General features: G+C 71.1%; 17 protein-coding genes. 8 read left to right on the top strand and 9 right to left on the bottom strand.

Going from position 1 to position 20,291, the window contains the following annotated elements; genetic code table 11:
* Positions 1-179 precede the first annotated feature (179 nt).
* Both ACWCXX_RS19670 and ACWCXX_RS19665 read right to left on the bottom strand, forming a co-directional pair.
* Complete coding sequence (locus ACWCXX_RS19670) at positions 180-1,358, bottom strand: S1 family peptidase (RefSeq protein ID WP_451128845.1); 1,179 nt, start codon at positions 1,356-1,358, stop codon at positions 180-182.
* Positions 1,359-1,571: 213 nt separating this feature from the next.
* Entirely contained in the window at positions 1,572-2,009 is a 438-nt protein-coding gene (locus ACWCXX_RS19665; RefSeq protein WP_451128843.1) for a MarR family winged helix-turn-helix transcriptional regulator, read from the bottom strand.
* A 250-nt stretch (positions 2,010-2,259) separates the two neighbouring features.
* On the opposite strand from ACWCXX_RS19665, the gene ACWCXX_RS19660 reads away from it, so the two are divergent.
* Positions 2,260-2,490 (top strand): hypothetical protein, encoded by a 231-nt coding sequence (locus ACWCXX_RS19660; RefSeq protein WP_451128841.1) that lies wholly within the window; start codon positions 2,260-2,262, stop codon positions 2,488-2,490.
* Positions 2,491-2,529: 39 nt separating this feature from the next.
* Here ACWCXX_RS19660 and ACWCXX_RS19655 read toward each other — a convergent pair whose 3' ends face one another.
* From ACWCXX_RS19655 to ACWCXX_RS19645, 3 genes are all read right to left on the bottom strand, one after another.
* A complete protein-coding gene (locus ACWCXX_RS19655) occupies positions 2,530-3,081 on the bottom strand; it encodes a glycoside hydrolase family 25 protein (RefSeq protein WP_451128839.1) in 552 nt (183 codons plus the stop codon).
* A 165-nt stretch (positions 3,082-3,246) separates the two neighbouring features.
* Positions 3,247-4,608, bottom strand: a complete 1,362-nt coding sequence (locus tag ACWCXX_RS19650) for a radical SAM protein (protein WP_451128837.1) — start codon at positions 4,606-4,608, stop codon at positions 3,247-3,249.
* A 180-nt stretch (positions 4,609-4,788) separates the two neighbouring features.
* Complete coding sequence (locus ACWCXX_RS19645) at positions 4,789-5,634, bottom strand: pentapeptide repeat-containing protein (RefSeq protein WP_451128835.1); 846 nt, start codon at positions 5,632-5,634, stop codon at positions 4,789-4,791.
* A gap of 255 nt (positions 5,635-5,889) precedes the next feature.
* Between ACWCXX_RS19645 and ACWCXX_RS19640 the strand changes: the two genes are divergently transcribed.
* The 6 genes from ACWCXX_RS19640 to ACWCXX_RS19615 all read left to right on the top strand — a co-directional run bounded on the left by ACWCXX_RS19640 (position 5,890) and on the right by ACWCXX_RS19615 (position 13,661).
* A complete protein-coding gene (locus ACWCXX_RS19640) occupies positions 5,890-6,381 on the top strand; it encodes a hypothetical protein (protein WP_451128833.1) in 492 nt (163 codons plus the stop codon).
* Between the two features lie 147 nt (positions 6,382-6,528).
* Entirely contained in the window at positions 6,529-6,753 is a 225-nt protein-coding gene (locus ACWCXX_RS19635; protein WP_451128831.1) for a hypothetical protein, read from the top strand.
* Between the two features lie 504 nt (positions 6,754-7,257).
* Entirely contained in the window at positions 7,258-8,424 is a 1,167-nt protein-coding gene (gene rhaI / locus ACWCXX_RS19630; protein ID WP_451128829.1) for an L-rhamnose isomerase, read from the top strand.
* Positions 8,425-8,553: 129 nt separating this feature from the next.
* Positions 8,554-10,599 (top strand): bifunctional aldolase/short-chain dehydrogenase, encoded by a 2,046-nt coding sequence (locus ACWCXX_RS19625; protein ID WP_451128827.1) that lies wholly within the window; start codon positions 8,554-8,556, stop codon positions 10,597-10,599.
* The gene (locus ACWCXX_RS19620; protein ID WP_451128825.1) at positions 10,568-12,112 is read left to right on the top strand and encodes a rhamnulokinase; all 1,545 of its coding nucleotides are present in this window, start codon (positions 10,568-10,570) and stop codon (positions 12,110-12,112) included. Before ACWCXX_RS19625 ends, ACWCXX_RS19620 begins: the two co-directional genes overlap by 32 nt.
* Positions 12,113-12,197: 85 nt before the next feature.
* Positions 12,198-13,661, top strand: a complete 1,464-nt coding sequence (locus tag ACWCXX_RS19615) for an arabinose isomerase (protein ID WP_451128823.1) — start codon at positions 12,198-12,200, stop codon at positions 13,659-13,661.
* A gap of 128 nt (positions 13,662-13,789) precedes the next feature.
* Here the strand turns inward: ACWCXX_RS19615 and ACWCXX_RS19610 are convergent, their stop codons facing one another.
* On the bottom strand, positions 13,790-14,851 hold the full coding sequence (locus tag ACWCXX_RS19610; RefSeq protein ID WP_451128821.1) for an enoyl-CoA hydratase/isomerase family protein: 1,062 nt from the start codon (positions 14,849-14,851) through the stop codon (positions 13,790-13,792).
* A 243-nt stretch (positions 14,852-15,094) separates the two neighbouring features.
* Here ACWCXX_RS19610 and ACWCXX_RS19605 point away from each other — a divergent pair, with 243 nt between their 5' ends.
* Positions 15,095-17,227, top strand: a complete 2,133-nt coding sequence (locus tag ACWCXX_RS19605) for a SpoIIE family protein phosphatase (protein ID WP_451128819.1) — start codon at positions 15,095-15,097, stop codon at positions 17,225-17,227.
* Positions 17,228-17,380: 153 nt separating this feature from the next.
* Here ACWCXX_RS19605 and ACWCXX_RS19600 read toward each other — a convergent pair whose 3' ends face one another.
* The 3 genes from ACWCXX_RS19600 to ACWCXX_RS19590 form a co-directional block, all read right to left on the bottom strand.
* On the bottom strand, positions 17,381-17,995 hold the full coding sequence (locus ACWCXX_RS19600) for an LAETG motif-containing sortase-dependent surface protein (protein WP_451128817.1): 615 nt from the start codon (positions 17,993-17,995) through the stop codon (positions 17,381-17,383).
* Between the two features lie 232 nt (positions 17,996-18,227).
* The gene (locus tag ACWCXX_RS19595; RefSeq protein ID WP_451128815.1) at positions 18,228-18,713 is read right to left on the bottom strand and encodes an N-acetyltransferase family protein; all 486 of its coding nucleotides are present in this window, start codon (positions 18,711-18,713) and stop codon (positions 18,228-18,230) included.
* A gap of 102 nt (positions 18,714-18,815) precedes the next feature.
* A complete protein-coding gene (locus ACWCXX_RS19590) occupies positions 18,816-20,231 on the bottom strand; it encodes a DUF6397 family protein (protein ID WP_451128813.1) in 1,416 nt (471 codons plus the stop codon).
* Positions 20,232-20,291: the final 60 nt, after the last annotated feature.

Here is a 20,291-nt window from a genome sequence, read left to right as displayed (position 1 = left end):
CACGGAACGGTACCTGGTGATTCCGCCCGTGGCGGCACTCATCGGTTCCTGACCGGTGCCCGGCACCTTCGCCCGGTCTCGCGGGCGTACCGTCCGCCGATGGCGGGGGCCTGCCGCGCGGGCGATGGCGCCCATGTCGTGGCAGGCCCCCGCGTACCGTCGACAGACCGTGTGCAGTGTCAGGCCGTATGCAGTGTCAGGCCGTACCGGTTCAGGATCTCGTTGATCGGCTGGTGCCATGTCTCCCCGCCGCCGGAGCAGTTGCCCCAGCCGCCCGAGGTGACTCCCTGGGCCTGGTCCCCGCTGATGAAGGAACCGCCGGAGTCGCCCGGCTCGGCGCAGACGCTCGTCCTGGTCATCTGGTGGACGGCGCCCTGGCTGTAGTTCACGGTTTCGTTCTTGGCCAGCACGTTGCCGCAGTGCCAGTGGGTCGTGGAACCGGAGCGGCATATCGAGACACCGACGGGGGCCTCCGCGGAGCCCCGGACCAGCTGGTCCGAAACGGTGCCCCAGCCCAGGACGACGGGGACGGTCCACCAGCCGTTGCCCACACCGACCCAGGCGTAGTCGTTGTCGGGGAAGGACGAGCCCTGGAAGTTGCCGATGGCCGACCGGTCCCATCCGCTGACCGCCGCGCCCGCCTGGCCGCAGTGTCCCGCCGTGACGAAGCCGCCGTGCACGGAGAAGCCGATGGAGCACCGGACGTTGCCCGTGTAGTAGGGGTCGCCACCCACCGTCCCGGCGGAGAAGGTACTGGGCGTCTCGGGCACCCGCTTCACCCGTACGGGACCGGCCTCGCGAGCCTTGGCGACAAACGTGCGGACATCGCTGTCACCCTGCGCCGAGGCGACGACGTCGACGACGACCCGGTTGGCCTTCGGGTCGACGTGCCAGCTGCTGACACCGGCCGGCGCGGGCATCGCGTCGATCCGGGCCTTGGTCGCGTCGAGCTGCCGTGCGCTGTGGCGCACCAGCCGGACGGATGCGCCCAGCGCTTCGACGGCCCCGGTCCTGCGGCCGTCGGTGAGGGCCACGTCGAGCCTGCCCGTGGCCGGATCGAACCAGGAGCCAGCGTACGAAGGTCCCGCGGCCCGTTGCACCTTGCCCTGGAGGGCGGTCGCGGTCTTCTCCGCGGCCAGTCGCGCCTTGACCTGGCTTTTCGTCAGGCCGAGGTCCCTCCGCATGGCGGAGAGCAGACCGGCGGAGGCCGGTTCGTCCGCGGCCTCGGCGCGGGAGACGGCTGAGGACGGTTCCACGGCGACGGGCGAGGCCGTTGCCGTGGCGAGTCCTGCGGTCGCCCAGGCTCCGACGACCAGTGTGGCGGCCAGGCTCGCGCGCAGCGCAGTCGTGTGTCTCAAGGGAGTGGCCCTTCTGTCGTTCCGGCTCGGCGGGGAGGAACAGGGGGCATTCGAGAGGTCCTTCCTGAGAGCGCTCTCAGGAGACGTCGCAACGGACTGTAACGCAGTTCGTCTATCAGGTCCATGCCAATGACTGGGTTCCGGAACCACCGCCTTGAACCCGGCCGCGGCAACGCGGAACCTGGCGCGATGCCACAGCCGCGGGCCGTCGGGTCACGCGCAGGCGTGCGCGTGAACCCGCATCAACAACGCCGCCAACTGGTCCTGTTCGGCCCGGCCCAAAGGAGCGAGCAGCTCTTTCTGCACGGCCAGCGCCTCGGCCTGGAGCTCGGAGAGCATCGCACGACCGGCCGGGGTGGGCGTGACGGTCACCCGGCGGCGGTCGTCGACATCCCGGGCCCGGTCGACGAATCCGGCCACCGCGAGGTCGTCCACGATCTTGACGATGTCGCTCCGGTCGATCCCGAGCCGGGACGCCAACTCCCGCTGCACATGGGGGCCGAAGTCGACCAGCGCCGACAGTACGGCCATGTGCCAGAGCCGCAGTCCGCGCTCGGCCAGCCGCGCCGCCAGTCGACTGCGCGCGGCCTTTCCGGTCTTGGACATCAGGTACGTCGTGAGGCCCAGGAGGCTGGGTGGAGTCTCGCTCATCGACATCATCTTAGGCACCCACCAATGATAGGTTTTCACCTACTGATCAGGAGCGCTTCGTGGATGCCCTGCACCCTCGTCTGTTGGTGAGCGGGTTCACCGCCTGTTTCCGCTTCTGCGACGGTCTGCTTACGGCGGGCTGCCGCCGGCCCTGATCGGGGCCATCCGGTCCAGTGGCGGCGAGGCCGGCCCGTACGCGCACTGGGATGTCGACGGCCAGGGGGCGCCGGCTCTCTTCGACCGCGGCGCGATGGCTGCCGTCACCGGTGGCGTCGGGCTGCCCGCCGTGGCGCCGCCCGCCCAGGACCGGTCGATGTTCGTCTGCCGGGTCGCCGATGTCGACGCCGGGCCGATGTTTTGTCTGGAGCACGGGGCCGCGCTGGTTGCCGGGGCGTGCGACCGGCCGGACTGGGGCCCGGGGCTCCGCCCCGCACATGTACGTGACCCCGAGGGCCGTCTCATCGAGTTGCAGCCCTACTGAACGGCCCCGGGCCCCACGCCCGCGTCTCCTGTGCGGCGGCTACCCCCGGGCCCAGTCGCGCATGGCGGTCCGTGAGGCGAAGGCGGCGACGTCCTTGTCGAGCGGCCGGTCGGTGTACTGGTGGATGCGCCAGGACGCCTTGATCCGGGGCTTCCCCGCGGTCACGTAGTCGGCGATCCACAGACCGTCCCCCGCGTACGAGGTGGTGTCGTGGTTCAGCCAGAACTGACGGTTGCAGTACAACAGGACCTTGTGGTGGGGCCGCAGGCGCTTGACCTCGCGGATGAAGCGGTCCTTCTCCGCGTTGCTCGCCCTCGTGCCCTCGCCGTTCTCCTCCCAGTCCACCGCGAGCAGATCGCCCGCCTTCTCCGGGGCCTTGCTCACGAAGTACTCCGCCTGGGCCTTGATGTTTCCCGGCCAGAGAAAGTGATAGAAGCCGACCACGCATTCCGCGTCCCGGGCACGCTTCACCTGCGCCGCGAGGTGCGGATTGATGTACGAACGTCCCTCGGTGGCCTTGATGAGGACGAAGTCCAGACCGTCCGTGTTGAAGGACGACTGATGGGAACTGACGTCGATGCCGTGCAGCATGGGCACCGCCTTCCACTGCGCTCAGTGATTCCGTTGCTCTCCCTGTAGGTGCCCGGAGTCGCCCGTTCCCATCCTCCGGGTGAACGGGCGAATCGTTTTGCCATCCCGCCGTCCGCTGCCGGGCCCCGGTCGATCCGGGGTCGACGGCGGACGGTCCGGCCCGTGTCACTCGCCGTCCGGTACCGCCGGGAGGCTGTCCATGAAGGAGCTGACGGAGAAGACCGCGCGGCCGGGTCCGGGCGGGCCGTAGCCGGGGGGCGAGCTGAGCCCGTACTCCTCCATCGTCGCGCGGTAGGCGTCCAGCAGACGGATGTGGTACTCCAGCGGCGCTCCGTCCGGGTTGGTCTTCCCGAGCGGGGTGGTGGGTTCCGGGCACCAGGTGGTGAACCGCGGGGTGATGCCGTGCGACATGAAGAAGCGCAGGCCCTCGGTGGTCGAGTCGATGGCCTCGTCCACGGTGGTGAAGCCGAAGGGCGCGGCCATCTCCACGCCGGCGACGAAGTTGGGGATGACGTTGCGGGCGCCGAAGACCTCGGCGGAGTCCAGGATGCGGCGGTGCCACTCGTCGCGGCCCACGTAGCGCTCCTTGCCCGGGCAGTAGAGCTCGAACAGCCGGCGGTCCCACACCTCGTAGTTGGGGTGGTAGATCTGCACACCGTAGTCGTGGAAGCGCTGCACATCGGCCTTGGGCAGGGCCTGGGCGACGACCTTGCCGATCCACCGGCCGGGGAAGCGCTCCTCGATGGCCTTGGCGTACTGCCCGTAGAAGTCGGCCTCGTCACGGCCGCCGATGTGGGAGGTGATGGCGCCACCGGTGAGCGTGTAGGCCGTGGAGGTCTTCGCGGTGTCGTACTTGTCGATGATGGCCAGCGCCTCCAGGACCTCCTCGACCGGCTTCACCCCGGTGTACGGGCGGCCCGCCGCCTTGTGCTGGCGCCAGTTGTGGTTGATGTCGCAGTACTGGCACTCCTCCTTCGCCCCGAAGTACTGGCAGACCCGGAAGACCGTCAGATAGACGAGATAACCCCACTGGATGGTGGGCGCCACCTCCATCACGGACTTACCGTTCTCCAGGGTGTGGCGGTAGTAGTCCGGCATGGGCGGCAGGCCCACGTCGGAGATCCGCCGGCCGTCGAGGTACAGCCCGAGCACGCCGTCCCCGTCGGCCGCGACCCGGTAGGGGGACGCGGGGTTGACCCGTACCGACACCACGGTCCTGCGCAGTTCGTACGGGCCACCGGTGAGCACGATCTCCTCCGGCGGACGGCGGAGCGCTGCCGCGCCGAGCTCGGGGAGCGTGCCGTGGTCGAACGAGAAGATGAAGTACGACTTCGGCTTGACGTCACCGTCCTCGTTGTCGCTGAGCGCGGACTCGTCGAACGCCACGCCGCCGCGCAGGAGGTCCTCCTTGATGACGGCTTCCCGGGGGACGTGCGGGAACTGCTCCATGAGCCGCTCGACCAGGCGGGTGCGACTCCCGTCCTGGCGACTCTTGTCGGTGCGGCTGCGGTCGGTACTGCTGGGCATGTGCGGGACTCCTCGGTCCGGTCGGCGACGGCGCTCCGGGTACGCCGCACAGTGCAACGAATCAGACGGGCCGACAGTGCCCCGCCGTGCCGGTGGATTCGTTCCGGTATCACGGGCGCGGTGCCCGGCCGCCGGCTCGCGGTCCGGACCGTCCGCCGCCGGCGACCCGTGCTGCGGGGCTCACCCGGTCCAGTGGGCGGGGCGGTCGAGGGACGGCGGGAGCTTCGTCGCCGCGTCGCCCCTGGCCGCGTTGAGCTGGGCCTGGGTGAGGAAGAGGCTCCCGGTGAGGTCCGCTCCGGACAGGTCGGCGTCCCGGAGGTCGGCGCCGATCAGGTCGGCCAGGCGGAGGTCGGCACCGGTGAGGTCCGCCGCGATCAGGTACGCGCCCCGCAGATCGGCGCCGCGCAGATCGGCGCCGCGCAGCCTGGCCCCGATGAGGTCGGCGCCGCGGCGGTCGCGCTTCTTCCCGCGCGGCGCCGTCGCCCGTACGAGTTCGCTGGTACGGAGCAGGAGTCGGGCCGCGTCGTCACGGTGGCCGGAGACGTCGAGGCCCGCGAGGTCGTCCGCCGGAAGGCGGGTGAGGCGTTCCGTGTCGTCGAGGGTGCGCCGGAGTTCACCGCGGAGGGACCGCGCCGGTTCCAGGGTCAGCGCCTCCGTGAGGTACCAGAGGAGCTCGTGGAGCTGGCGCATCACCGGGAACACCTGGAACATCTGCTGGGCGGTCTGCGGCGCGGAGCGCCAGTCCTGTCCGCCGAAGGTCTCGCCGGAGACCTTCTGACCGGCCCCGAAGCAGTCGTACACGGTGCAGCCGGGAAAGCCCCGCGTCCGCAGTTGGGTGTGGATGCCGCAGCGGAAGTCCCTCTGGAGGTTGCGGCAGGGCTCCCCCGCCTCCTTGTCGATCGCGAAGTCCGCGGACCGGGTCAGGGTCAGCGCGACGCAGCACAGTCCGAAACAGTTCGCGCAGTCGGCGCGCAGCCCGGCACGGTCGGCGGGGTCGGCGCTGGGGCCTTGGACATTGTCGGGCACAGTACGTGAATCCTCTGGGGTACGGAGCTGTCGGACGTTCGAGCCTATCGGGCCGCGTCACCCGCGCACACCGATTTCATGATCGGCTGTGGGCGTCGGGCCGGTCGCGCGACGCTGTGTCACATGGTGCGCGCGGCGCCCCTGTCCCGGTCCCGGGCGGGCCGTTCCCGCGACTGCCGGAACCCGGCGGCCGAGCCGTTGTCAGTGGGGTGGCGCACACTGTCGGCAGTACCGCACGGGCGAAGGGGGATGCTGATGGGCACCGAGCACGAAACCGGGTTCGAGCCGGCCACCGGGGACGGTCCGGCGGCTCCCGCACCGGACCCGGGGCGCGCGGCGTCGGTGCGGACGGCGTTCGAGGGGATGCTGCAGATCCGTCGGCTGGCGAACACCGGGCATGCCGACCCGGAAAGCGTGCCCGCCTCCTGGGAGACGCACCGGCCGGTGCGGGCCGTGGCCATTGCCCTGGAGGCGGCGGGAGTGACGGCCTCGGCCGTCGACGGATCGGGGCTCCGTACCGCGACCGGGTACCGCCTGGAACGGGGCGAGGTGCCGGGCGGTGTCCGTGTCGAGTGGCTCGGTCCGCCCGGCAGCGGGGCGGCCCACTCGGAGGCGGACGGGCTGAACCGGTGCGCGGCGGTGCTGCGGGAGTTGGGCTGGACGGTACTGCTGTACCGGGGAGCGCGCCGTCGAAGATTCCTGGAGGTGGAACCGCCGTCCGGTGTCCGGCGGCCGAACGGCGGTTAGGGCGTGTTCCGAAAGGGCCGGACGCCCCCGGCGGGCGGGACTTTCGAAGCGCGCCCCAGCGGGGGTTCGCGTGTCGCCGCGGGCGGGCGTTGTCAGACCGATGGGGGATGCTGGTGCGTCCGACACCTCTGACCGGGAGATGCTGAGATGCGCGATGACGAACTCGCCGCGGCCCAGGCGTACGTCCGACTGCTGGAGGCCACTCGGGCCGCGCTCGCGGAGCCGGACGACGGCCCTCTGTACGTGCCGTTGCTCGCCTCGCCGATCGCGGAGGCCGACGGCGCGCTGCGACGGGCGGGACTGTGCGGCAACGAGTCCCGGTTCTTCGACCTGGTGTGCTCGCTCCGGCCGAGCATGCCCGGCAGTCACTGACCGGGCCCGTCGGCCAGACCCTCCGACAACCGGCATCACGCCCGGGTCACCGGCGGTTCACCTGCGGTGCGCCGCTCCCGGCACACCGGATCGGCAGGCCGCGCCCAGTGTTCGCCGGCTCCTGCCGTCGTTCGCCGACGGGTGTCTCGGCAGGCCTCCGGCGAGCGCCGTTGCCGACCGGACCGCAAGGCCCTCTTCACCCGGCCGCCCCGATGCGTCACCATGCTGTGAAACGAGTCGGCGGACCATGCGCTCCCGGGCACTGCTCCGGGGCATTCGCGGCCCGCCGTGCCACGCCGGGCCCGCCCGTCGGAGCGATCGGCTCCTCCCCCGACGCGCGTACCTTCCGTGCACGCGATGAATTGATTCAAGGCAGAAGAACAACTCGACCGGGCGATTGACCATCACCGGAGGAGAACCTACCGTTCGACCGAACTGAAACGATTCATGCGCTCTTCAGTCCGACCGTCTTCCGGTCGCCGGATGCCCCCTTGCGAGGTGCTCATGTCCGATGTGTCGGCCGTCAAGGAAGTCCTGAAGTCCCAGGTGATCGAGACTCCTTCATGGGGCTACGGGAATTCGGGGACTCGTTTCAAGGTGTTCGCGCAGCCGGGAGTTCCGCGCGATCCGTTCGAGAAGCTGGAGGACGCGGCGCAGGTGCACGCGTTCACGGGCGTGGCGCCGAAGGTGTCGTTGCACATCCCGTGGGACAAGGTCGAGGACTACGCCGCGCTGAACCGGCACGCCGAGGGCCTCGGCGTGCGGATCGGTGCGATCAACTCCAACGTCTTCCAGGACGACGACTTCAAGCTCGGTTCGGTCACCCACCCCGATCCCGCGGTGCGCCGCAAGGCCACCGGCCATCTGTTGGAGTGCGTCGACATCATGGACGAGACCGGGTCGCCCGATCTCAAGCTCTGGTTCTCCGACGGCACCAACTATCCGGGGCAGGACGACATCGTGGCCCGGCAGGACCGGCTCGCCGAGGCGCTGACCGAGGTCTACGAGCGCCTCGGCGACGACCAGCGGATGCTGCTGGAGTACAAGCTCTTCGAGCCCGCGTTCTACACGATGGACGTGCCGGACTGGGGCACGGCGTACGCGCACTGCCTGGGCCTCGGGCCGAAGGCCCAGGTGGTCGTGGACACCGGGCATCACGCGCCGGGCACCAACATCGAGTTCATCGTGGCGTTCCTGCTGCGCGCCGGGAAGCTCGGCGCGTTCGACTTCAACTCCCGGTTCTACGCCGACGACGACCTGATGGTCGGGGCCGCCGACCCGTTCCAGCTGTTCCGGATCATGCACGAGGTGGTCAGGAACGGCGGGCTGAGATCCGAGACGAACGTCAACTTCATGCTCGACCAGTGCCACAACATCGAGGCGAAGATCCCGGCCGTGATCCGGTCGGTCGCCAATGTGCAGGAGGCGACCGCCAAGGCGTTGCTGGTCGACGCGGCAGCGCTGGAGGCGGCGCAGCGGTCCGGTGACGTGCTAGCGGCGAACGGTGTCCTGATGGACGCCTACAACACCGATGTGCGTCCGCTGCTCGCCGAGGTGCGCGAGGAACTCGGCCTGGCCGGGGACCCGTTCGCCGCGTATCTGGCTTCCGGCAACCAGGAGCGGCTCGCCGCCACCCGGGTCGGCGGCGAGCAGGCCGGCTGGGGCGCCTGACCCCGCCCCTCCCCCGTGGGCCCGTCCGCCCCGCCCGTTCCTCCTTCCTCGTACGCCCGTCCGACCACCCCGTTCGGGTCTCTCCCGTCCGACCTGTTCCGACCCCTCCCCGGACCACGAAGGAATTCCATGACCTCCGTGACACACCCCGAAGTCGCCGCGCTGCTGGAGCGCGCCCATCGCATCGGCTCCGACCCCCGCAACACCAACTACGCGGGCGGCAATGCCTCGGTCAAGGCCACCGCGATCGACCCGGTCACCGGTCGCGAGACCGAACTGCTGTGGGTCAAGGGGTCCGGGGGCGATCTCGGCACCCTGACCGAGGCGGGTCTCGCCGTGCTGCGCCTGGACCGGGTGCGTGCGCTCGAGGGCGTGTATCCGGGGGTGGAGCGCGAGGACGAGATGGTGGCGGCGTTCGACTACTGCCTGCACGGCAGGGGCGGCGCCGCTCCGTCCATCGACACGGCGATGCACGCTCTGGTCGGGGCCGCGCACGTCGACCATCTGCATCCGGACTCGGGGATCGCGCTGGCGTGCGCCGCCGACGGCGAGAAGCTCACGGCGGAGTGCTTCGGCGACAAGGTGGCCTGGGTGGGCTGGCGCAGGCCCGGTTTCCGGCTCGGCCTGGACATTGCCGCGGTCAAGGAGGCGAACCCGCGGGCCGTCGGCGTGATCCTGGGTGGTCACGGCATCACGGCCTGGGGCGAGACGTCCCAGGAGTGCGAGCACAACGCCCTCTGGATGATCCGCACCGCCGAGGCGTTCCTGGACGAGCGCGGCAGGGCCGAGCCGTTCGGCCCCGTGTGGGCGGGCCGGGAGCCGCTGGCCGAGGAGCGGCGCCGGGAGCGTGCGGCGGTGCTCGCCCCGTTGGTCCGCGGTCTGGTCTCCACCGACCGGCCGCAGGTGGGCCACTTCACGGACGCGGAACCGGTGCTGGACTTCCTCTCCCGTACCGGGCATCCGCGGCTCGCCGCGCTCGGCACCTCGTGTCCGGACCATTTCCTCCGTACGAAGGTCGCTCCGCTGGTTCTCGACCTGCCCGCGGACGCCCCGCAGGCCGAGGTCGAGGCGCGGCTGAGGGAGCTGCACGCGGAGTACCGGGAGGCGTATCGCGCCTACTACGAGCGTCATGCCTCGCCCGGCTCCCCGGCGATGCGCGGTGCGGACCCGGCGATCGTGCTGGTGCCCGGGGTCGGCATGTTCTCCTTCGGCAAGGACAAGCAGACGGCTCGGGTCGCCGGGGAGTTCTATCTCAATGCCGTCCAGGTCATGCGTGGTGCCGAGGCCGTCTCCTCGTACGCCCCGATCGAGGAGTCCGAGAAGTTCCGGATCGAGTACTGGGAGTTGGAGGAGGCCAAGCTGCGCCGGATGCCGGAGCCCGGACCCCTGGCCGCCAGGGTGGCGCTGGTCACGGGTGCGGGATCCGGCATCGGCAGGGCCATCGCGCACCGGCTGGTCGCGGAGGGGGCGTGTGTCGTCGTCGTGGACCGCGACGCGGAGGGCGCCGCCTCGGTGGCACGGGAACTCGGCGGGCCCGACGCGGCCGTCGCGGTGACGGCCGACGTGACCGACGAGAAGCAGATCGTCGCCGCGTTCGGGGCCGCGGCGCTCGCGTTCGGCGGTGTGGACCTCGTCGTGAACAATGCCGGCATCTCCGTCTCGAAGCCGCTGCTGGACACGACCGCGCAGGACTGGGACGTCCAGCACGCCATCATGGCGCGCGGCTCGTTCCTGGTGTCGCGGGAGGCCGCCCGGATGATGCGGGCCCAGGGCATCGGCGGCGACATCGTCTACATCACGTCGAAGAACGCGGTGTTCGCGGGCCCGAACAACATCGCCTATTCGGCCACCAAGGCCGACCAGGCCCACCAGGTGCGGCTGCTGGCGGCCGAGCTGGGCGAGCACGGGATCCGGGTCAACGGGGTCAACCCCGACGGTGTGGTGCGCGGTTCGGGGATCTTCGCGGCGGGCTGGGGTGCCCAGCGCGCGGCCACGTACGGCATCGAGGAGGAGAAACTCGGGGAGTTCTACGCCCAGCGGACGCTCCTCAAGCGCGAGGTGCTCCCGGAGCACGTGGCCAATGCCGTCTTCGCCCTGACGGGTGGTGACCTCACGCACACGACGGGGCTGCACATTCCCGTCGATGCCGGTGTGGCCGCGGCGTTCCTGCGATGATCCGCGTACCCGCCCCGGCCGGGAGGAGGGTGCTGTGTCCGTGACGTCAGGGGGCGAGGCGGTCTTCGCGGCCGTGGACCTCGGTGCGACCAGCGGCCGGGTGATCACCGGCCGGGTGGGTTCCGGAGAGCTCGTACCGGTCGAGGCACACCGCTTCCCCAATACGCCGGTCCGTCTGCCGGACGGACTGCGGTGGGACGTCCTCGCCCTGTACCAGGGGGTGCTGGACGGGCTGCGGGCCGCTGCCCGCGCGGGTCCGGTCGCCTCGGTCGGCATCGACACCTGGGCGGTCGACTACGGTCTCCTCGATGCCGACGGAGCGCTGCTGGGGCTGCCGTTCCACTACCGCGACGGACGTAACGCCGAGGCCGCCCGCCGGCTGCTGGCCGAGTGCGGCGGGCGGGAGCTGTACGCCGTCAGCGGGTTGCAGCAGTTGCCGTTCAACACGGTGTTCCAGCTGGCCGCCCACCGCAGGAGTGCCCAGTGGGGTGCGGCGCGGACGGTGTTGCTGATCCCCGATCTGCTGACGTACTGGCTGACGGGCTCGGTAGGTGCGGAGGTCACCAACGCGTCGACGACCGGTCTGTTCGACGCGTCCGCCGGTGTCTGGTCCGATGCGCTGATCGGCCGGCTGGGGCTGGATCGTTCGTGGTTCCCGCCGCTGCGCGAGCCGGGTGATCCGGCGGGGACGCTGCTGACGCATGTCTCCGAGTACACCGGTCTGCCCGCCGGGACGCCGGTGACGGCCGTCGCCTCGCACGACACCGCTTCGGCGGTCGCCGCGGTGCCCGCGACGGAGCCGGGGTTCGCGTACCTCTCCTGCGGCACGTGGTCGCTGGCGGGGCTCGAACTGACGGCCCCGGTCCTGACGGAGGAGTCCCGGGCGGCGAACTTCACCAATGAGCGCGGGGTGGACGGCACCGTCCGCTATCTCCGCAACATCATGGGGCTGTGGCTGCTGGAGGAGTGCCGTCGGACGTGGAGCGGCCAGGGCATGTCCTCGGGACTGGACCGGCTTCTCGCGGAGGCGGCCCGTGCCCGGCCGTTCGCCGCGGTGATCGATCCGGACGACGAGGCGTTCCTCGCGCCGGGCGACATGCCGGCACGCATCGACGCCCATCTCCTGCGTACCGGGCAGGTGCCGCCGGACGGTCCCGGGGGATATGTGCGCTGTGTGCTGGAGAGTCTGGCGCTGGCCCATCGCAGGACGTTGCGCCTGGCCGCCGCTCTCGCGGGGCGGGAGCCGGTCCGGATCCATCTCGTCGGCGGGGGTTCGCGCAACGCGTTGCTGTGCCAGTGGACCGCGGACGCCACCGGGCTCCCCGTCACGGCCGGGCCGGCCGAGGCGACCGCGCTCGGGAACATCCTGCTGCAGGCCCGTGCCCGCGGGCTGGTGGGGGACCTCGGGGACATGCGACGGCTCGTGGCCCGGACCCAGGAACTGCGCCACTACACCCCGCGGGGCGATCAACGGGTGTGGGACCGGGCGGCCGCGCGGCTGGAGCCCGCCTGAGCGCCCGGTGTCCCGCCCTCGACAGCGGTCCGGGCCTCCTCGGAGGTGGTTCGGGCCCGGTACGGAAGACGGAGGAAGGAAACCCATGGCTGATGTCCCGCCCGCTGTGCCGGGCTCCGCACTCACCCGCGTCACACGCCGTCGTACTCGTGTCGGTCTGGTCTCCGGCGGACTCGGCGCGTACTGGCCGCAGTTCCCCGGCCTCCTCGACCGATTGCGGGAGTCCGCGCGCTTCGTGGCCGGGCGGTTCGAGGGGATGGGCTGTCAGGTCGTCGACGCCGGCTTCGTCTCCGATCCGCAGGAGGCCGCCGGGGCGGCCGAGAAGCTGCGCGCGGCCGACTGCGACATCGTCGTGACGTTCCTGACGACGTATCTCACGGCCTCGATGGTCCTGCCGGTCGCCCAGCGCGCCCATGCCCCGGTGCTGGTCGTCGACCTCCAGCCGACCGAGGCCATGGACCACGCGAACACGGACACGGGAGCGTGGCTGGCCTACTGCGGGCAGTGTCCGCTGCCGGAGATCGCCAATGTGTTCCGGCGCGGCGGAATCCCCTTCCGGTCCGTATCGGGCCATCTGCGCGACGAGAACGCCTGGGACAGGATCGGTCGCTGGATCCGTGCCGCTCGGGTGCGCGGTGTGCTGCGTCACGGGCGGCACGGACTGATGGGGCACCTCTACCCGGGGATGCTCGACGTCTCCACCGACATGACGCTGGTCTCCAGCCGGTTCGGCGGGCACGTCGAGGTTCTCGAGTTCGACGATCTGCGGGTCCGGGTCGCCGCCGTGACGGACGCCGCTGCCGCCGAACGCGTCGCGCTGGCGCGTACGGTCTTTGCCCTCGACGGTTCCGTCGACGAGGGCGATCTCGCATGGGCGGCCCGGGTCTCGGTCGGGCTGGACCGGCTGGTGGAGGACTTCGGGCTGGACAGCCTCGCCTACTACCACCGCGGTCTGGAGGGCGAGATCCACGAGCGGCTCGGCGCCGGAATGATCCTGGGCGCGTCGCTGTTGACCGCGCGCGGCATCCCGATGGCCGGGGAGTACGAGCTGCGCACCAGTCTGGCCATGCTGGTCGCCGACACCCTGGGGGCGGGCGGTTCCTTCACCGAGTTCCAGGCCCTCAATTTCCGGGACCGGGTGGTCGAGATGGGTCACGACGGTCCCGCCCATCTCGCGATCAGCGCCGGGGATCCGCTGCTGCGCGGGCTCGGCGTCTATCACGGCAAGCGCGGCTGGGGCGTCAGTGTGGAGTTCGACGTGGAACACGGCCCGGTCACCACGTTCGGCATCGGTCAGGAGGCCGACGGCACCTTCACCTTCATCGCGTCCGAGGGCGAGGTCGTGCCGGGGCCGCTGCTGGAGATCGGCAACACCACGTCCCGGGTCGACTTCGGTTTCGACCCCGGCGAATGGACCGATGCCTGGTCCGCGACGGGGGTCGGCCATCACTGGACCCTGTGCACCGGCCACCGCGCCAAGGACCTCGGGGCCGCGGCCGGGCTCCTCGGCGTTCCCTTCCACCTGGTGGACGGCCCCGGCGAACTCTGAATCCGTACGTGTTCCAGGACGGGTCCGTCGGTTCCGGGGCGGGTCCGTCGTGACGCGGTGGCCCCGCCCCGGGGAGGGGCGCACCGCCCCGGCACGGTGCGCCGTCGGGAACCGGTGGCCGGGTCGGTTCACCGGCCTCCGGCCAGGCCGAGCTCCCGGTCGCCCAGCGGGGCGAAGAAGAGTGCCACATCGGCGTCGGTGACATCGGCGAGAGCCGCCGGGCTCCACCGCGGGGCGCGGTCCTTGTCGATGATCTGGGCCCGCACGCCCTCCACCAGGTCGGGCCTGGTGAAGGCGGTGCACGAGGTGCGGTATTCCTGGTCGAGCACCTCTTCCAGGCTGCCGAGCCCGCGGGCCCTGCGCAGCGCGGCGAGGGTCACCTTGAGGGAAGTGGGCGACTTGGCCAGGATCGTTCCGGCGGCCCGTTCCGCGGCGGGGACGCCACTGCTGCCGAGCCGGTCGACGATCTCCTCGACCGAGTCGGCCCGGTAGCAGGAGTCGATCCACTCGCGGTGTTCGGCCAGCTCACCGGCGGGTGCGGGTGAGGCGTACCGCAGTACCGTCTTCTCGATCTCCGTGGCCGTGCCGCAGCCGGCGAGGTCCGTGACGAGTGCGGTGAGGTGGTGGGACGGGACGAAGTGGTCGGCGAGCCCGCACAGCAGCGCGTCCCCCGGCCCGGCCGCCTCCGCGGTGAGGGCCAGGTGGGTGCCCAGTTCGCCGGGTGCCGCGGCGAGGAGGTGCGTTCCGCCCACGTCGGGGACGAACCCGATGCCGGTCTCGGGCATGGCGACGCGCGAGCGTTCGGTGACGACGCGGACGTCCCCATGGGCCGAGACGCCGACGCCGCCGCCCATCACGATGCCGTCCATGATCGCGACGTACGGCTTGGGGAAGCGGGCGATGCGGGCGTTGAGCCGGTACTCGTCGCGCCAGAAGTCCGTCGACGCGTCGTTCCCGGCGCGGGCGTCCTCGTAGATGGACCGGATGTCGCCGCCCGCGCAGAGGCCGCGTTCACCCGCCCCGGTGATCAGGACGGCGGTGACGGAGTCGTCGTGTTCGGCTTCGGCGAGTGCTTCGGCGACGCGTGTCACCATGACGTGGTTCAGCGCGTTGAGGGCGCGTGGACGGTTGAGCGTGATGTGCCGGACGCGTCCCTCGGTGTGCAGCAGAACGGGATCTTCGTGGTTCATGAATGCGCTCCGGTCAGCCCCTGTGCCGTATCGACCGCAGATCGCGGACGATCTTCCGCTGCCATTCTGCGGGGGCGGGTTCCGGCCCGGGACGGCAGGGGTACCGGGGGTGCCGGGCCCCGTGCCCGGGCCGGATTGCGCCGGGGGTCCGCTGTGGCAGCCCGCCGGAACCGGTTCGACAATTGAGACACCCGGCACGGGCCGCGCCGCCCGGCGGCCCAGCCCGGCGACCTCGGAGCAGGAATGACCGATCACCACCAGCAACCGAGCAGATCCGTCCCGCCCCGCCTGCTGATCGACAGGACGCACAATGGCGAGACCGCAACGGCTCAGCGGCTTGCCATGAACAGGACGGGCAGCTTCGAGTGGGACGTGGCAGCCGATACGCTCGCCATCGACGATGCCGGGCTGCTGGTGTTCGGTCTGGATCCCCGGACCTTCGACTCACGGCCCGAGACCGTGATGGAGCGGCTCGAACAGTCGGAGCGGACCCGTCTCGAAGTGGCGATCGACGAGGCGATCAAGAGCGGGCGCAGTTCGTACAGCGTGCACTTCCGGGTGCCGCTGGACAACGGCAAGGACCAGTGGACCCACATCCAGGCGCGAATCCTGCGCGCCGAGGACGGGCGCACGGAACGGATCATCGGGGTGGTGCAGGACGCCACCGCCGAGGTCACCCATTCGGCCTTCGTGCTGGACCTGGAAAAACGCCGACAACGCCAGACCAGCATCGTTGAACGCACAACGAGCGCCCTGTCGCGCGCGGTGACCGTGGACGATGTGACCGCGTCGCTCACCGGACCGGGCGGGCTCGCCCGGCTCGGCGCGGACGGGCTCTCGCTCGGGCTGGTCGAGAACACCTCGATGAACGTCATCGCGCTGAGCGGCAATTCGGTGGAGGCGATCGACGAAGTCCGGTCCGCGGGCCTGAACCGTGACTTTCCGCTGGCCGACACGATCCTGAGCGGGCGGCCCAGGTTCCTGACCTCGGTCTCCGCGCTCGTCCACCGCTACCCGGTGCTGGCCCCTCACGCCGACCGGATGGAGTTTCGTGCCGCCGCCTATCTGCCGCTCGTGGCCCAGGCCCGCTCCCTCGGCACCCTGGCGCTCTTCTACCGCGAACGAACGGCCTTCAACGCGGACGAGCGCAATCTGTGTCTGGGGCTGGCCGCCATCGTCGCCCAGTCCCTGCAGCGCGCGAAGCTCTTCGACGAGGAGCGCGAATTCGCCACCGGCCTCCAGTCCGCGATGCTGCCGAGGAGGATCCAGGAGATCGAGGGCGGCGAGATCGCCGTGCGCTACCACGCGGCCTGGAGCGGCCGTCAGGTCGGGGGCGACTGGTACGACGTGATCGCGCTGCCCAAGAACCGGTTCGGGATCGTGGTCGGCGACGTGCAGGGCCACGACACGCATGCCGCCGCCACCATGGGGCAGCTGCGCATCGCCCTGCGCGCGTACGCCGCCGAGGGGCACCCGCCGTCGACGGTGCTGGCACGGGCCTCGCGTTTCCTCGCCGAGCTGGACACGGACCGCTTCGCGACCTGTACGTACGCCCAGGTCGATCTGGCGTCGGGGACCGTGCGGGTGGTCCGTGCCGGGCATTTCGGGCCGCTGATCCGGCACATGGACGGCCGGGTCGGCAGCCCTCAGGTACGGGGCGGCCTGCCGTTGGGCATTTCGACCGACTTCGGGGACGAGGAGTATCCCGAGACCCGGCTCGACCTGGTGCCGGGCGAGACCCTTGTCCTGTACACCGACGGTCTGGTGGAGGAGCCGGGGGCCGACATCGATTCGGGCATCCGCACGTTGATCAACGAGGTGAGCGCGGGACCGGCGAGCGCCCAGGCACTGGCCGACCATCTGTCGGAGCGGCTCTGGGAACGCTGGGGCTCGGGGGACGACGTGGCCCTCCTTGTGCTCCGGCGCAGTCCGGATCCCGGGTCGCCGCGGGCGCCGCGGCTGCACCAGTACATTCACCAGGCCGACCCGGAAGGGCTCTCCGACGCCCGTACCATCGTGCGCCAGGCCCTGACCGACTGGGACATGGCCGAGCTCGCGGACGACGCCGAGCTGGTCACCGGCGAGTTGCTGGTGAACGTCCTGCTGCACACGGAGGGCGGCGCGGTGCTCACCCTGGAGGTGCTGCCGGAGCCCGTACGCCGGGTCCGCCTCTCCGTGCAGGACCGCTCCAGTGCCTGGCCGAGGCGGCGCAGCCCCGGCGAGACCGCGACGTCGGGGCGGGGTCTGCTGCTCCTGGACGCCGTCGCCACCCGCTGGGGCATCGAACCCCGCGGGGAGGGCAAGGCGGTCTGGTGCGAGATCGGCCCCCCGGTACCGCCCGCGTCCACCGTCCGGTCCGCGACGGAACCGGTGTGACGCCGGAACCGGTGGGATGCCGGGTACGCAAGGGGCGCCGGGACGGAGGGACGACTGCATGGAAGCGGAAGGAGTGTCGTCCCGCACGCCGGTCGTGGGCCGCGCTCCCCCGTGGCCGCCGCCCCCTGTACCGGGCCGGCTCCGGTGCGTCGGTCAGCGCTGCGGTACGGTGCGGCGCTTGCGCACGGACCACATGATGCCGCTGCCGGCAAGCAGGACGATCACGGCCGCTCCCGCGATGACCGGAGTGGTGGACGAGCCGCCCGTCTCGGCCAGGTCGGGCGAGCCGGGGAGTGGGACGGCCACGGCGGGCGCGGACGTCGACGGCGCCTCGCCGGGTATGACGCTCCCGGTGAGGGCCTCCGCGGAGGGCGCCGTGGCCTCGGACGGCGCGGGGGACGGGGTGGCATCCTCACATACGGGGGCCTGCTTGGTCTCGTCGCGCGAGAAGTCGTCGCCGTCACCGGCACTGACGACGAGGCGGACCGCCAGTTCCCTGTCGTGCTCGGGCAGTTCGAGCTTCTTGTGGAACTCCTTGCCGAAGGTCTCGGTGGGCAGGAGCTCCTTGCCGTCGACAGTGACGGTCAGCCGGTTGGTGACACCGCTGTTGTAGGCGGTCAGGTCGATGCTCACCTCGTTGCAGGTCACGGCCCAGGTGGGGGTGTGGGCCGCGGCCGGACCGGCGGAGAGCACCGTGCCGGTCAGGCCGACGACCGCGGCGGCCGCGAGGGATCCCGCAGCACGCAGCGAGCTCCTGGGTATGGTCATGAATTGTTCCTCCGCGTATATGTCTCATCGCCCGGGTGGTGGTGGGCCGCAGAGTACTTCTCCCACCGACGGTGCACGCACCCGCCCCGTGGGACATCTCGCGCGCCAACTGCCCCCACACCGGCCCTGGTTCGGACATGTCGGGCGCGGCGTGGAGGGTCAGCCCGCGGGGACCGGTGGCGCGAAGTGTGCGCCCCTGGGTGAAGCGGGCGGGCCGGGCGGAACCGCGCCGTCAGAGGTGGCGGTGCATGATGTGCAGCCCGACCAGCCCGCGTTCCGGGTGGTTGAACCCCTCGGGCAGGGTGCCCAGGACCTCGAAGCCCAGTGAGCGGTAGAGCCGGACTGCGTGGGTGTTCGTCTCCACGACCGCGTTGAACTGCATGGCCCGGAACCCAGCCGCGCGGGCCCATTCCAGGGTGTACTCGCACAGGGCCCGGCCCACCCCCTTCCCCGAGTGCTTGGGGTCGACCATGTAGCTGGCGCTGGCGATGTGCGAGCCGTTGCCCATGTGGTTGTTGTTCATCTTGGCCGTGCCGAGGACCGTCCCGTCGTCGACTGCGACGACCGTGCGGTTGGGGGACTTGAGGAGCCACCAGGATTCGGCCTCCTCCTCACCCAGGTCCAAGGGGTAGGTGAAAGTCTCGCCCGCGGCGACGATTTCGTGGAAGAAAGGCCAGATGGCGGGCCAGTCCTCGGTGGTGGCTTCCCTGATCAGCATGGCAGCCAGGATGCCTGTGCCGATCTTCGTCCACGACCTGTTTTCCCGTTCACCGCACGTCACCTGCCGCCGTGAGCAGCGTTTTCGGCCCCTTTCACTCCATCACGCACCGTGCGGCGCACGGCCCGGCCCGGATCGCCGACGGCGCCCGGTCCCGGACGTGCGCCTGCGCAGACGGAACCGGGCGAGCAGGCCGGGCGCGGGCTCCGTCGTGCCGACAGGAGCCGCCCCTGAAGCGGACACCACCGCATGCCCGGATGCCGGGGCCGGAGCCGGGCCGGGCGTCGAGAGCGGGCCGGGCGCTGCGACCGGACCGGGGACCGGAGCCGGGACAGGCACCGGAACCGGGGGCGGGCCAGAAACCGAGCTCCGATCTGCCCCCGTGACCGGGCGGGGTGCCGCGGACGGATCGGGCACCGTGGTCAAGTCCGGCGCCGAGGCCGGGGTCAGTGCTGGGGCCGGCGTCAACACCGAGGCCGTGGTCGGCACCGGGTCAGGGGACCGAACGGGATCCGGCATCGATGCCTGGGTGGGCGCAACTGCTGCGGGTGTGGTCCCGGCACTGAATTCGAGGCCGGATTCGGGGCCCGAGCCGACCTCCACGCCGAATCCTGGCCCGGTTTCGGGATCCGTACCGGCTTCGGGCTCACGCCCGCCCTCTTGCTCCGGGTCGGGAAAGGGGTGGGGGCGCCATCCGCCGTCCGGGCGCGGAGCCGGACGGATCTCCCGGGCGCTGTCCAGTTCCATGATCAGGCCCACCCGCCGCCACAGCATCTCGTCCGGTTCGTCGGCCCGCAGCAACTGCGCCGTGGTTTCCCGGGCGGACGGCGATGCCGTCGGCACGAAGGCCGGTTCGGGCCGGATCCTGGCGAGGTAGGCACGTTCGTACGGGTCGTCGACCACCTCCGCCAACTGCACCGGGTCCAGCGTTTCGGCGACCACGGCCGCACGCGCCCAGGGGTCCTCCGTGAGGCACAGCAATCGCTCGACCCGGCGCGAACGCCAGTTCCGCGCGCGGTGGTCGGCGCCTTCCGCCAAACGGCTCCGCACCCAGGCCGGACTCCTGCCCGTCAGAAGGCCGGGTTGTCCGGCGGCGAACCGTGCGAGTTCCTCCGCGAGGTAGAGCCAGACAACCGCCCGGTACCGGTTGAGGTAGAAGGTGATCGGTGTGAGGCACCCGGCGCGGGCGAGCCGGGTGAAGCGGTCGGGGCTGATGCCCAGCAGTTGGGCCCCCTCCGCGGTCCCCACCGCGCGCACCTTCTCCCTGAGCGTTTCCGGGAACCCGTCCTGGGACCGGAGCCGCTGGACCTCCGCATGGTCGACCCTGGGCCTTCCACCGTCCTGGCCCGTCACCAGGCGGATCAGTCCCAGGTGTACCGCGATGGCGAACTCGCCACGCTTCAGCCGGAGTTCCCGAGCTGCTGTACCCGTGGCCATCGTGTCCGCGGTGACCGCGGTGTCCGTGCACGCGTCCCGCGCGTCGTCGGTCTTCGTGCACATGTCTTCGGTAACAGTCATGACGCTCTCCCCCACGAGGCTCGATCACTCTCTGTGACCACCGTAACGCGGAAGAGGAGT

It is taken from the genome of Streptomyces sp. NPDC001732, from assembly GCF_053596315.1.
The sequence above is the reverse complement of the archived record's forward strand: the minus strand, read 5'-3'. Positions and strand labels throughout refer to the sequence as shown.